Annotated in this window: 11 protein-coding genes; 6 read left to right on the top strand and 5 right to left on the bottom strand. The window is 67.2% G+C overall.

Translation table 11 applies throughout. The annotated features are described in order from the left end of the window. On the top strand, positions 1-390 hold a 390-nt coding region (locus CHB69_RS20840; protein ID WP_141133923.1), incomplete at its 5' end, for an IS30 family transposase. A gap of 116 nt (positions 391-506) precedes the next feature. Here the strand turns inward: CHB69_RS20840 and CHB69_RS19305 are convergent. The 5 genes from CHB69_RS19305 to CHB69_RS20705 all read right to left on the bottom strand — a co-directional run bounded on the left by CHB69_RS19305 (position 507) and on the right by CHB69_RS20705 (position 8671). After that, positions 507-3287, bottom strand: a complete 2781-nt coding sequence (locus CHB69_RS19305) for a TonB-dependent receptor (protein ID WP_089217533.1) — start codon at positions 3285-3287, stop codon at positions 507-509. A 162-nt stretch (positions 3288-3449) separates the two neighbouring features. Continuing rightward, on the bottom strand, positions 3450-4166 hold the full coding sequence (gene pdeM / locus CHB69_RS19300; RefSeq protein ID WP_089217532.1) for a ligase-associated DNA damage response endonuclease PdeM: 717 nt from the start codon (positions 4164-4166) through the stop codon (positions 3450-3452). Positions 4167-4206: 40 nt separating this feature from the next. Beyond that, the gene (locus CHB69_RS19295) at positions 4207-5265 is read right to left on the bottom strand and encodes a retroviral-like aspartic protease family protein (protein ID WP_089217531.1); all 1059 of its coding nucleotides are present in this window, start codon (positions 5263-5265) and stop codon (positions 4207-4209) included. A 31-nt stretch (positions 5266-5296) separates the two neighbouring features. Beyond that, positions 5297-7738: a ligase-associated DNA damage response DEXH box helicase gene (locus CHB69_RS19290; RefSeq protein ID WP_089217530.1), complete on the bottom strand. Its 2442-nt coding sequence runs from the start codon at positions 7736-7738 to the stop codon at positions 5297-5299. Positions 7739-7891: 153 nt separating this feature from the next. Further along, entirely contained in the window at positions 7892-8671 is a 780-nt protein-coding gene (locus CHB69_RS20705; protein ID WP_089217529.1) for a cold-shock protein, read from the bottom strand. Positions 8672-8931: 260 nt separating this feature from the next. Between CHB69_RS20705 and CHB69_RS19280 the strand changes: the two genes are divergently transcribed. The 5 genes from CHB69_RS19280 to CHB69_RS19265 all read left to right on the top strand — a co-directional run bounded on the left by CHB69_RS19280 (position 8932) and on the right by CHB69_RS19265 (position 13144). Continuing rightward, positions 8932-9549, top strand: a complete 618-nt coding sequence (locus CHB69_RS19280) for a ribonuclease D (RefSeq protein WP_089217528.1) — start codon at positions 8932-8934, stop codon at positions 9547-9549. Positions 9550-9566: 17 nt separating this feature from the next. Next, positions 9567-10205, top strand: coding sequence for an LPS export ABC transporter periplasmic protein LptC (lptC, locus tag CHB69_RS19275; RefSeq protein ID WP_089217527.1), 639 nt, complete (start codon positions 9567-9569; stop codon positions 10203-10205). Further along, positions 10202-10789 (top strand): LptA/OstA family protein, encoded by a 588-nt coding sequence (locus CHB69_RS19270; RefSeq protein WP_089217526.1) that lies wholly within the window; start codon positions 10202-10204, stop codon positions 10787-10789. The genes lptC and CHB69_RS19270 overlap by 4 nt, the downstream gene beginning before the upstream one ends. A gap of 103 nt (positions 10790-10892) precedes the next feature. Then, positions 10893-11048, top strand: coding sequence for a hypothetical protein (locus tag CHB69_RS20325; RefSeq protein ID WP_170935651.1), 156 nt, complete (start codon positions 10893-10895; stop codon positions 11046-11048). Positions 11049-11329: 281 nt separating this feature from the next. Further along, positions 11330-13144, top strand: coding sequence for an ABCB family ABC transporter ATP-binding protein/permease (locus CHB69_RS19265; protein ID WP_089217525.1), 1815 nt, complete (start codon positions 11330-11332; stop codon positions 13142-13144). The last annotated feature ends 172 nt before the right edge of the window (positions 13145-13316 follow it).

The raw sequence follows: 13316 nt of genomic DNA, 5'->3' as shown, positions 1-13316 counted from the left end.
CAAAACAGCCTCAAGGCCGATCCCGTCGCCGACGCCATCGTCCAGTTGCTCCAGCCAATGCCCGCGTCGCTGCGACGGTCGATCACCTTCGACAATGGCACCGAATTTACCCGCCATCACCGCATCGAAAGGCAACTCGCTATCCAGGCCTTCTTCTGCGATCCGCACGCCCCATGGCAGAAAGGCGGCATCGAAAACGCCATCGGTCGCCTCCGTCGATACCTCCCCCGAAAAACCAGCCTCGACGACTTGCCCCCCAACGCCTTCGACGCCATCATCGCAATCTACAACAATACTCCCAGAAAATGCCTCGGCTTCCAAACCCCAGCCGAAGTCTTCATACCGTTGCACTTCAAATGTGAATCCACACCCGGATCAAGTCCGGGGTGACGATGTTTGATAGGTCCGCTCCCGCCCGAACCCGGCCGGTCCTCAGCCGGCACGTCACAAAAAACCGCCCGCCTGCACAAAGGCAGGCGGGCGGCCGATAAGCTGGTGCGGCAGCGTCAGAATTTGCCGCGCAGCGTCACGCCATAGGTGCGCGGTTCGGCGAGGAACTGCGAGAAGATCTGGCGTCCGCCCGGATATTGCGGGTCGGTGAAGGGTGCGCCCGCGCCACCCGCCTGGAAGGGCGAGTTGAACGCGACCTGCGCATATTGCTTGTTGAACAGATTCTGCGCCCACAGCTCGACCGCCCAGCCCTCGTCGGGACCGCGCACGCCGACGCGCGCGTTGACCAGCGCATAGCCGTCCTGTTCCTTCTGCGGGAACAGGTCCGACCCGGTGTTGTAATCGCTCGTCATGCGGCCGTCGATGTAGACGAGGCCGGTCAGCCCGCTGCTGCCGATCGGCGGCGTCCAGGTGATGCTGCCGGTCGCGACCAGCTCGGGCGCGTTCGACAGATTGTCGCCGGGCAGCTTGCGCAGCGCCGGATCGAGCGGGTCGCCCTGCTTGTTGCCGACCAACTCGTCGCGGAACTTGGTGTTCGAGTAGGTGAGCCCCGCCGCCATGCGGAAGAAGGGCGCCGGAACCAGCGACGCCTCGAGCTCGAAGCCCTCGGCGCGCACGCCCCAGCTCACATCGTCGGCCGCGCAGGCGCCGGTCGTCGCATCGGTGTCGGTGTCGGCGTCGGGACCGCCGGTCAGGTCTCCCGAACAGCCGTTGATCGTCTGGACGATGAACACGCTGCCGTTGAAGGTGTTGAGCTGGAAATTCTTGAAATCCGACCGGAAGAAGGTCAGGCCGAGGCTGAGCGGGCCGGTCGAATATTTGGCGCCGATTTCATAGCTGTCGACGAGCTCGGGATCGAACTGGAGGTTGCCGACGAGCGACTGCGCACCGCCCGACAGTGCAAAGGGCACGATCGGCGATTTGAGCGCCGAACGGTCGAGGTTGAAGCCGCCCGCCTTATACCCGCGCGCGAAGCTCGCATAGGTGAGGAGGTCGGGGGTCGGCTTCCACGACAGGATCGCGGTGCCGGTCCATTCGTCCTCGCTGCGCTGATCGTCGATCGACACACCATTGAGCTCGGCGGTCGAATTGCCCTGGCAGCCGAGGCCGATGAGGCCGCCGGCAAGCGCCTTGGCGGTCGCGTTCGACGTCGGACTGGTCAGATCGTCGAGCACGAGGCTCTGGATCGTCGTGCAGACGGTATTGTCGTTGGTGAAGTCGGCGCTGAACTTCTTCTTGTCGTGCGTGTAGCGCAGGCCGAGCGTCAGATCGAGCGTGTCGGTGATGTGGACGATATTATGCGTGAACAGCGCCCAGTTGGTGCCGTTCTGATAATAGCGGTCGTTGATCGTGCCGAGATCGTTGAGCCCGTCGAGCGCGGTGAACGCCGCGACGATATCGGGACCCGACGCGCCGCTCGCGCCCGCAATCGTCGCCTGTCCGACGCCTGGAATGACGCAGAGCGGGCTGTTCGGCGAATAGAGACCCGCAAGGCCGCCGCCGGAAATGATGCGGCAGTTGGCGAAGCGGCCGTAATCGTTGCCGAAGCGCAGATTGTCGCGGACCGTCAGCTTTTCGTTGGCATAGAAGCCGCCGACGAGCCAGTCGAGCGTGCCGTCGAACGCCTCGCCCTGCAGGCGCAGTTCCTGCGTGAAGGTATGGAATTGGCGATAGGCGTCGTCGCTCGGCGCGCGATAGAGGATGTCGACCGCGCCATAATCGGTGTCCGACGCCTGGCTCGACCGATATTCGCGGTACGCGGTGATCGAGGTCAGCGTCGCGCCGCCAAAATCATAGTCGATCTGGCCCGAAAAACCGTAATCCTTGGTCTCGCCGGCGTAGCTGCGTCCCGGGCTGACCGAGATGTTGCGGCTGTATCCCTGGTTGAAGGCGCTGAGCGGCTGGCCGAGGTCGGCGAGCACCTGGATGATATTGTTCGTCGTCGGGGTCGCCGGAACACCCGGATTGTTCAGATCGCCGATATAGGGGTTGACGCTGTTGTCGACATAGGTCGCGGCGCAGCATTTCTCGTCGCGGAAGGTATAGTCGGCGATCAATCGCACCGACAGCGCGTCGGTCGGTTCGAAGAGCAGCTGTCCGCGCAGGAAATAGCGGTCGCGGTCGTTGACGTCGGTATTGTTCGTGGTGTCGCGATAGAAGCCGTCGCGCTTGACCCAGATGCCGTCGAGGCGCGCGGCGAGCGTGTCGGTGATCGGGCCGGTGACGCTGCCGCCGAGCCGCCAATAATCGTAATTGCCATAGGTGATTTCGCCGGTGCCGCCGAACTGGAATTCGGGCTTTTTCGAATAGATGCTGATAAGGCCCGCCGACGAGTTGCGGCCGCCGAGCGTGCCCTGCGGGCCGCGCTGCACCTCGACCCGGTCGATTTCGCCGAGCTCGTTGAGGCCGATGCCCGAGCGCGAGCGATAGACGCCGTCGATGAAGACCGGGACCGAGCTTTCGAGGCCGGGGTTGTCGCCGACGGTGCCGATGCCGCGGATACGCGCCGAGCCATTGGCTTCGGAGCCGGTCGACGAGACGAGCAGCGACGGGGCGACCTGGTTGAGCTGGCGGATGTCGTTCGCGCCGCTGTTCTGCATCACCTCGGCGCCGACCGCCGAAATCGCGACCGGAACGTCGGACAGCGCCTGCGCGCGGCCCTGCGCGGTGACGATGATGACATTGCTGTCGTCGGCGGCGCTTTCCTGCGGCGCCGCATCCTGGGTGTCGGCCTCGCTGTCCTGCGCGAAGGCGGGCACCGCGCCGACCGCCACGGCGAGCGAGACGCCGAGCGCGCTCGTGCGCAAAAGCCGGGCACAAAGAAGGGAAGATTTCATTTCGGGCACTCCTCTCAAAATTTCATTTTTTCGTTGCCCGGCGAACATATCGAATTGATCCGCAGGTTTCAGCACGCAGAGCCTTGCCCGGCCATTGTTTTGGCCGGAGTGATGCATTTCGGTCACAGTGGGAAAGTCCCGGATTCCCGGATGCTTTTGTGCTTATCGTGCGGCCGTCGCCGCGCTTGCCGTAGCGTCATCCGCCGCGCCGCCGCCGCAGGGAAAGGTAAGAAGGCGGCCGTTGGCGACGAGCATCGCCCGATATTCTCGGGGAAAATTTTCCGCGATCGCCGCTGCATCGACGTCGAGACCGCCGGTAAGGCTGCCGAATGCGGGAAGAATCAGGCGCTGCGCGTCGCCCGCGAAACAGGGCCGCGCGACACTGCGGCCACGCACCGTGCGGCGCAGCTTGGGATGGAAATGACCCGATATTTCGGGACGCCGCTCGGTGCGCTCGCTCTGGTGGCGCAGCACGATGCCGTCGACGATCAGCTCGTCGGCGACCTCCCCGCCCCACGCGCTGCCCGACAGGCCGTCGTGGTTGCCCGCGATCCACAAGATGCGCGCCGCCGCTGCCAGCTTGTCCAGTCGCGCGGCAACCGCCGCCGCGATGCGCGTCGCGGCGTCGCGATCGTGGAAGCTGTCGCCAAGACACCAGATCGCGCGCGCGCCGGTCCCGGCCGCGAGCCGCGCGAGCCGGTCGAGCGTGTCGTGGCTGTCATAGGGCGGCAGCGGCTGGCCGTGCGCCGCATACCAGCTCGCCTTTTCGAGATGCAGATCGGCGACGATCAGCGCGCCGTGGCGCGGCCAGAACAGCGCGCGGTCGGCGAGCGGGACGAAGGAATGACCGGCAAATTCGAGGGCGGGGGCGGCGGACATGCTGCCGCTATGGCGGCGGCGAGGCGCAGCGGCAAGGGGGCTACAGGCTCTGCCGCCAGCCCGCGCTGGCAAAGCGTTGCGGCGTGTCGCGCCGCGCGCCGTCGGGCATGTCGAGCACGACGCGCCGGTTCGGGAAGTCGATCTCTATCCGGTCGAAAAGCGACAGGCTGTCCATGCCGAGCAGCAGCGCCGGGCGTTCGTCGAGACCGAGCGCGGTGAAGGCGGCAGCGTCGGCGAAGGACACCGGCAGGTCGTTGATATCGACCCCCTCGATCGTGATGCGCTTGATCGAGGTGCGCGTTGCCGGAACGTCCTCGCCGGTGATCGCGCCGAGCATCGTCGGCTGGAACGGCACGCTATTCTGTCGCCGCGCGGCGATCAATTTCATCAAAGCCATATTGCCGACGCTCGACTGCGCGCCGGTGTCGACCACGATATCGACGCGGCGTCCGTCGATCCGCGCATCGGACAGGATCAGGCGGCCGGCGCTGTTGCGCGCCGACACCACGATCGCGTCATGGTCGCGGATCAGCGGACGGGCGCGACGCTTGGTCTGCAATATGTCCATCTTCTCGCGGCGAAAGTCGATCAGCAGCCGACGGTCCTCGAGCATGTCGACGCCGATCAGCCCCGCGGCCCCGATATGCCGTCCGGCAAAGGCCGGCGCGTCGAAAGGCGTCAGGTGAAGGCCGGTCATCTGCAGCGACGCGACGCGGTAGCTGGTAGCGCTCGTGGCGTTCTTGCTGATCGTCGAGAGGCGCAGCCGCGCACCCAGGCTGAGCCCCAGCCGGTCGGCGAGTTCGCGCGCGATCACCGTCCGCTCGGCACCGGTATCGACGAGGAAGGAAAAGGGTCCCTGCCCTTCGACCATCACCTGTACCGACATGCGCCGCGTCGCGTCGAGGTCGAAGGGCTGAACGAAGGGCGTTACCTCCTCGATCGGCAGGGTCGGATCGACCACCGAAGTCGGGCCGGCTTGTCCGGGCGCTTCGCGCGTTTCGGGGGCGGGCGGCGGGGCGGGCGTCCCCGGCGTCGCGCCGACGAGCAGCGGCGCGGCGAGCAGCGCCCAAAAAGGTGACCGGACGGCAATCGACGTCATATCGGCATCCCCTCCTGTATTTAACGCGAGTTTACGCCTTCGCGGGCGATCGGGCAAGCGGCCCTCGAACCTCGCCCATCGCGGTTCGCGCGAGGTCGTCGGCGAGTTCGCCGAGCAGCGCGTCGTCGATATCGGCCGCCGCCACATTCTCGCGCCCGATCAGCACGAGCACGGGGACCGCGAGCGGGCTGATCCGGTCGAGCGACCGATGCACCATCGTCCCCGCCGCGCGGTCGAGCAGGTCGCCGAGCCGCGCGACATCGGTGAGCCGCTCGCGCGCGTCGGCCCACGCGGCTTCGAGGAGCAGATGGTCGGGTTCATATTTTCGCAGCACGTCGAAAATCAGGTCGGTCGAAAAGGTCACCTGCTTGCCCGATTTGCGCTTGCCGGGGTGCTGGCGTTCGATCAGCCCGCCGATCACCGCGACTTCGCGAAACGCGCGCTTCAGAAGATGCGAGCCTTCGACCCACTCGACGAATTCCTCCTCGAGGATCGCGGCATCGAACAGCGCTTCGGGTTTCGTCACAGGGCGCAGCGACCAGAGCGCGAGCGCATAGTCGGACGCGACGAAGCCCAGCGGTTGCAGCCCCGCGCGCTCCATCCGTTTCGAGATCAGCATGCCGAGCGACTGGTGCGCGTTCCAGCCTTCGAACGGATAGCAGAGCAGATAATGATGGCCTTCGTGCGGGAAGGTCTCGACGAGCAGCTCCTCTGCGCGCGGCAGCACCGAACGCAGCGCCTGCATCTCGAGCCAGAAACGCACATCCTCCGGGAAACGCGCCCAGCTTTCGGGCTCGGCGAGGAAGTGGCGCACCCGGTCGGCGAGCCGCGTCGTCAGCGCCATGCGCGCGCCCATATAGCTCGGGATGCGCGCGGGGCGGGTCGTCGCGCGGACGATCAGGTCGGTGTCGCGAATCGCCTCGACCTCGAGGCTGATGCCGGCAAAGGCAAAGGTGTCGCCGGGGGTCAGCGTGCTCGCGAAATATTCCTCGACCTTTCCCAGCCGGCGGCCGTTCCGGAAGCGCACGTCGGCCATCGGCGCTTCGACGATGATCCCCGCATTGAGCCGGTGCTGCGCCGCGAGCCGCGGGTGCGATATGCGCCAGCCGCCCTGCCCGTCGGGGGCGAGGCGGCGGAAGCGGTCATAGCTTTTGAGCGCATAGCCGCCGTCGCGCACGAAGCCGAGCAGCCGCGCGAAAATCGCAGCGTCGATCCAGCGATAGGGCGCGGCGGTCCGGATTTCGGCAAGCAGCTCGGCTTCACGGAACGGCGCCGCGCAGGCGAGCGCCATCACATGCTGCGCGAGCACGTCGAGCGCGCCGGGACGGAAGCGGTCGGCGTCGCGCTCACCCGCTTCCACGGCATCCAAGGCCGCGCGCGCTTCCAGATATTCGAAGCGGTTGCCGGGCACGATCAGCGCCTTGCTCGGCTCGTCGAGCCGGTGGTTGGCGCGCCCGATGCGCTGGAGCAGGCGCGACGATCCCTTGGGCGCGCCCATCTGGATCACACAGTCGACGTCGCCCCAGTCGAGCCCGAGGTCGAGGCTGGAGGTCGCGACGAGCGCGCGCAGCCGCCCCTCGGCCATCGCCGCCTCGGCGCGCTGGCGCGCTTCGCGGTCGAGGCTGCCGTGGTGGATCGCGATGGGTAGCGACAGGTCGTTGACCTTCCACAATTCCTGAAAGATCAGCTCGGCGAGCCCGCGCGTGTTGCAGAAGATGATCGTCGTGCGGTTCTTCGCGATCTCGGCCATCACCTGATGCACGGCATAGCGCCCCGAATGGCCGGCCCAGGGCACGGAACCTTCGGGGAGCAGGATCGCGATGTCGGGCTCGGCGCCCGGCTCGCCCTCGACGAGCGCGACCCGGTCGGCGTCGCCGCCAGGCGCAAGCCAGCGGCGATAGGCGTCCGGGTCGGCGATCGTCGCCGACAGGCCGACGCGGCGCAGATCGGGCGCAATTCGCTGCAGGCGGGCCAATGCGAGGTTCAGCAGGTCGCCGCGCTTGCCCGTGGCGAAGGCGTGAATCTCGTCGATCACGACGGTTTTCAGACCAGCGAACATCGCGAAGCTGTCGGGATAGGAGAGCAGCAGCGAAAGCGATTCGGGCGTCGTCAGCAGGATGTTCGGCGGGCGGCTGCGCTGGCGCGCCTTCCTGTCCGAACTCGTGTCGCCGCTGCGGCTCTCGACGCTGATCGGCAGCGTCATTTCGGCGATCGGCGCGCCGAGGTTGCGCTCGACGTCGGCGGCGAGCGCCTTGAGCGGCGAGACATAGAGCGTGTGCAGCCGGTCCGAAGGATGCGCGGCGAGGTCGACGAGGCTCGGCAGGAAACCCGCGAGCGTCTTGCCCGCCCCGGTCGCGGCGACGAGCAGGGCATGGTCGCCGCGACCGGCCGCCTCGAGCATTTCGGCCTGATGCCGCCGCAGCCGCCACCCGCGCGCGGCGAACCAGTCGGCAAAGAGGGCGGGAAGCGGCATAAGTCCGGTGTGGCGCGGTGCGGCGTCCGGAGCAAGGCCTCCCGGCCCTTCCGGGTCTCGCCGCGGGACCGCCGGGTGCGCGCCGCGGACGGCCGGAGCGGCGCAATAAAAAGGGCGCCCGAAGACGCCCTTTCCTGTGCCTGTCCGCCTGGCTCAGTCGCTCGACGGTTCGAGGTTCACGGCGGCGAATTTGCCGCGATCGTCGACTTCAATGTCGAAGGCGACGCGGTCGCCCTCTTCGAGGCCCGCCATGCCGGCGCGCTGCACCGCGCTGATATGGACGAAGGCGTCGGCCTGGCCGTCGTCGCGGGCGATGAAGCCGAAACCCTTGGTCGTGTTGAAGAATTTGACCGTGCCCGAGGTGCGCTCGCCGGTCAGCTGGCGCCGGCCGCGCGCGCCGCCCGGACGCTCGCCGCCGCGGTCGTCGCGGCGCGGGGCGAATTCCTCGACGGGCATCGGCTCGCCCTCGATCTTGAGGTCGATCGCCGAAACCTTGCCGTTGCGCTCGACGAGCGTGAAGCCGAGCGGCTGGCCCGAAGCGAGGCCCTGAAGGCCCGCCTGCTCGACCGCGCTGATATGCACGAACACATCCTCGCCGCCGTCGTCGCGGGCGATGAAGCCGAAACCCTTCGACGGGTTGAAGAATTTCACCGTGCCCTGGCCCTCGCCGACGACCTGCGCCGGCATGCCGCCGCCGCGCCCGCCGCCGAAGCCGCCACCGCCACGATTGCCGCCGCCGAAGCCGCCGCCCCGGTCGCCACCGCCAAAGCCGCCGCGGTCCCCAAAACCGCCGCGATCGCCGAAGCCGCCGCCGCGCGGGGCCGCACCGAAGCTGTCACCGCCATAGGGGGCGGGTTCGAAGCTGTCGAAATTGCCGAAATCATCGCGCTTGCCGCGCCCGCGATGGCCACGGCGGTCCTTGTTGAAACTCATGGAATAATAGTCGCTTTCGGTTCGTCCGCACCCTATTGAACCGGCTCCGTGCGCCGGACGGGGACGCAGTTCACCATGGGCACAGACTCGCCCCGTGCCGCTAACGGCGTAATATATAACCTATTCGTGGCGCTTCTGCGAACAGAAAATTCAAAGGCTCCGTGCGGGATTTTACACGTCTGGCCGCAGCGCCCGCGCCGCGGCGGACGCGATTGAAACCAGTCATTGAGCGGCACCGAATTCCGGCCTAAGGCGAGGCCATGACTGTCTATTTCCACGAAGAGGACCTGCCCGAGGGCGCGCTGGGGCCGGGCGCCGTCGCGGTCGATACCGAGACGATGGGCCTCAACCCGCTGCGCGACCGGCTGTGCCTCGTCCAGATCAGCGACGGTACGGGCGACGAGCATCTCGTGCGCTTCGCGCCGGGCAGCGCCTATGACGCGCCGGTGCTGAAGGCGATATTGGCCGATCCCGCGCGGCTGAAGCTGTTCCATTTCGCGCGCTTCGACATTGCGGCGCTGCAGCAGGCGCTCGGCGTCGTCACCGCGCCCGTCTATTGCACCAAGATCGCCTCGAGGCTCGTGCGCACCTACACCGACCGTCACGGGCTCAAGGAGCTGGTGCGCGAGCTGTTGGGGCAGGATATTTCGAAGCAACAGCAGTCGAGCGACTGGGGCGCCGCCGAACTCAGCGAGGCGCAGCGCGACTATGCCGCGAGCGACGTGCGCTATCTGCACGCGATGAAGGAGGTGCTCGACGCCCGCCTCGCGCGCGAGGGGCGCACCGGGCTCGCGCAGGCCTGTTTCGACTTCCTGCCGACGCGCGCCGCGCTCGACCTCGCGGGCTGGCCCGAAGTCGATATTTTCGCGCACAGCTGACGGGGAGCGATTCGCCGGTGTCCGAACGCGCCGAACTCGATCGCACGATGCGCCGCCTGTGGGCGGCGAAGGGGTCGAGCCACGACCGCGTGGTGCGCATCCTGCGCGTCGGCCTGCCGCTGGTCATCGGCGTCATCGCTGCCGTGCTCGTCTTTTCGCCCTTCACCCAGCGCTCCGAGGTCAGTTTCCTGCTCGCCAAGGACAAGGTCGAGGTTGCGAAGGAACGGATGCGCGTGACACGCGCCGAATATCGCGGACAGGATACGAAAGGCCGGCCCTTCGCGCTGATCGCGGGAAGCGCGGTCCAGAAATCGAGCGCCGAGCCGGTCGTCCGGATGACCGACCTGTCGGGGGCGATCCGGCTCGAGGACGGTCCCGCGACGATCGCCGCCGAACATGCGCAATATAATATGGACACCGAAAAGGTTTCGGTACCGGGCACGGTGCTGGTCAAGAGCGCCGACGGCTATCGCATCAATGCCGAAAATGTCGCGCTCGACCTTCGGACGCGCAGCCTGATCGGCGACAGCGGGGTCGAAGGAACGTTGAACATCGGGCGCTTTTCGGCCAACCGGCTTTATGCCGATCTCGACGGGCGGACCGTGCGCCTGTCGGGCAATGCGCGGCTGAGGATCAACCAGGGAGTGATCAAATGACGAGCGAGCCCCGGCGCCTCTTCGGGTGGAAAAGCCTCGCGCTCGGCGGCGCGAGCTTTGCGTTCGCCAGCCTGGCGATCCTCGCGACCGGCGGCGGCGCCCCCGCGCAGGCGCAGGCGCTCGCCAACCACGACAGCAGCGCGCCGGTCGATTTTTCGGCGAACGTCATCGAGGTGCAGGACCGATCCGACCGCGTCGTGATTTCGGGCAACGTCCGCGTGACGCAGGCGGGCATGACCCTGACGGCGCAGCGCATGACCGTCGCCTATACGCGCGCCGGCGGCACCGACGTGAACCGGCTCGACGCGTCGGGTGGAGTCACGGTGACCAAGGGCGACGAGGTGGCGAAGGGAAATGTCGCGATCTACGACCTCGATCGGCGGCTGATCACGATGGTCGGCAATGTCGAGCTGCGCCAGGGCGCGAATCGCCTGTCGGGCGGGCGGATGGTCATCGACCTCGATTCGGGACGCGCGACGGTCGACGGCCGCGGCGCCGCGCGCGGGCCCGACGGCCGCCCGGTCGAGGGGCAGAACGGGCGCGTCACCGGCACCTTCACCGTGCCAAAGCGAACGACGCAGTAACCCTCTTCCTTTACCCGCGGACAGCTATGTCCGTTCACATATGACGGCAGGGACCAGTCATTCGCGGCGCCGGGGGGAGCCGCGCGAGCAAGGTTGCCCGTCCATGCGCTTTTCCCCCCGCATCCCGCCGCGCCGTCCGAGCTTCGGGCGGCGACAGGATCCCTCCGCCGAAGAAACCGCCGCGCCGCGTCCCGACCCCGACGACCGGCGCCTGATCGACCGGCTGATCAGCTTTGCGGCGAAGCGCGAGCGGGCGTAAGCCGACGGGGCTCCAGAGAAATCTCACGCGAAGGCGCGAAGACATATCTCACACAAAGGCACAAAGAGGTCGCGTGTGCCGTGCGGCGACGGATTCGCCGTAGGCGGTCGAGAAAGGCGCTTCGCGCCAGTCCATTCAGAACGCCTGGAAATAAACGCCCTCTTTGTGCCTTCGTGTCTTTGTGCGAGATTCTCTTTCCCTCTTTCGCGCCCTTGCGTGAGATTTTCACCGATGACGCCGCGGCTTGGCGTTTCGCCCCCGCGCCCCTACATGGGGCGCTCATGCCGCCCGATACGACCACTGCCGCCGACGCGGCGCGCGAACCGCCTGTTCTCGACACGCTGAAGCGCTTCCTGCCCTATCTGTGGCCCGCGGGGCATCGCGGGCACAAGGTCCGCATCCTGCTCGCCGCGTTGATCGTGCTGGCGTCGAAGGGCGTGCAGCTGTCGATGGGCTTTCTCTATGGCGCCGCGATCGACCGCATGGCGCCGGGGATGCAGGCGGGGGTGGCGCTCGCGATCGGGCTTGTCCTCGCCTATGCCGGCGCGCGTTTCGCCGGGGTGCTGTTCGACAATCTGCGCAACGTGGTGTTCGAACGCGTCGGGCAGGATGCGACGCGCGAGCTGGCGATCGCGACCTTCACCCACCTCCACGCGCTGTCGCTGCGCTTCCACCTCGCGCGGCGCACGGGCGAAGTGACCAAGGTGATCGAGCGCGGAACGAAGAGCATCGACACGATGCTCTATTTCCTGTTGTTCAACATCGCGCCGACGGTGATCGAACTCGTCGCGGTGCTCGTCATCTTCTGGACCAGGTTCAGCCTTGGCCTCGCGGGGGCGACCGCGGCGATGGTCGTCGTCTATATCGTCTTTACGCGGCGGGTCACCGACTGGCGCAACGCGCTGCGCACGCGGATGAACGACCTCGACACGCTGACCGTCGGGCGCAGCGTCGACAGCCTGCTCAATTACGAGACGGTCAAATATTTCGGCGCCGAGGAGCGCGAGGCGGCGCGCTATCGCGACGTCGCCGACCAATATGCGCGCGCCGCGGTGAAGAGCGAGAACAGCCTCGCCTGGCTCAACATCGGGCAGAGCCTGGTCACCAATGCCACGCTCGGCGGCGCGATGGCCTATACGGTGTGGGGCTGGTCGCGCGGCATCTACGCGGTCGGCGACGTGGTGCTGGTCAACACGCTGCTCGCGCAGCTGTTCCGCCCGCTCGACATGCTCGGCATGGTCTATCGCGTGATCCGCCAGGGGCTGATCGACATGGAGGCGATGTTCCGCCTGATCGACACCCCGCCCGAGATCAGCGACGCGCCCGATGCGCCCGCGCTGCGGGTGAACGGCGCGGCGGTGGCGTTCGAGAATGTCGTCTTCGGCTACGAACCCGACCGCACGATCCTGAACGGGGTCAGCTTCGCGGCCCAGGCGGGCGAGACGCTGGCGATCGTCGGGCCGTCGGGCGCGGGCAAGTCGACGATCGCGCGGCTGCTCTTCCGCTTCTATGACCCGCAGGGCGGACGCATCGCGATCGACGGACAGGACATAAGCGCGGTGACGCAAAAGAGCCTGCGCGCCCAAATCGGCATCGTCCCGCAGGACACGGTGCTGTTCAACGATTCGATCGGCTACAACATCGCCTATGGCCGCGAGGGCGCGAGCGCGGACGAGATTGCGGCGGCGGCGGAGGGTGCGGCGATCGACGGCTTTATCGCGATGCTGCCGCAGGGCTATGAGACCGAGGTCGGCGAGCGCGGGCTCAAGCTGTCGGGGGGCGAGAAACAGCGCGTCGCGATCGCGCGCACCCTGCTCAAGAACCCGCCGCTGCTGATCCTCGACGAAGCGACGAGCGCGCTCGACAGCCGCACCGAAGCGGCGATCCAGGCGACGCTCGACCGCATCGCCGAACGCCGCACGACGCTGGTGATCGCGCACCGCCTGTCGACCGTGGTCAATGCCGACCGCATCATCGTGCTGGAAAAAGGCCGCGTCGCCGAGACGGGAACGCACGACCAGCTGCTCGCGATGCGCGGCCTATATGCCGACATGTGGGCCCGGCAGCAGGCCGAGAAGGAAGAGGGCACGGTCTAGAGCGCCGCCGGACGGGGACGGTGGCCGGCTATGGGCGAAGGCCCTCCGCTTGCGGCAGAGGAAAGCCCATCCCCCATCGTCACCCCGGACTTGATCCGGGTGTGGATTCACATTTGAAGTGCAACGGTATGAAGACTTCGGCTGGGGTTTGGAAGCCGAGGCATTTTCTGGG

It is taken from the genome of Sphingopyxis indica (assembly GCF_900188185.1).
Lineage (GTDB): Bacteria > Pseudomonadota > Alphaproteobacteria > Sphingomonadales > Sphingomonadaceae > Sphingopyxis > Sphingopyxis indica.
Note: the sequence above shows the minus strand (reverse complement) of the source record. Positions and strands in the feature narration are given on the sequence as shown.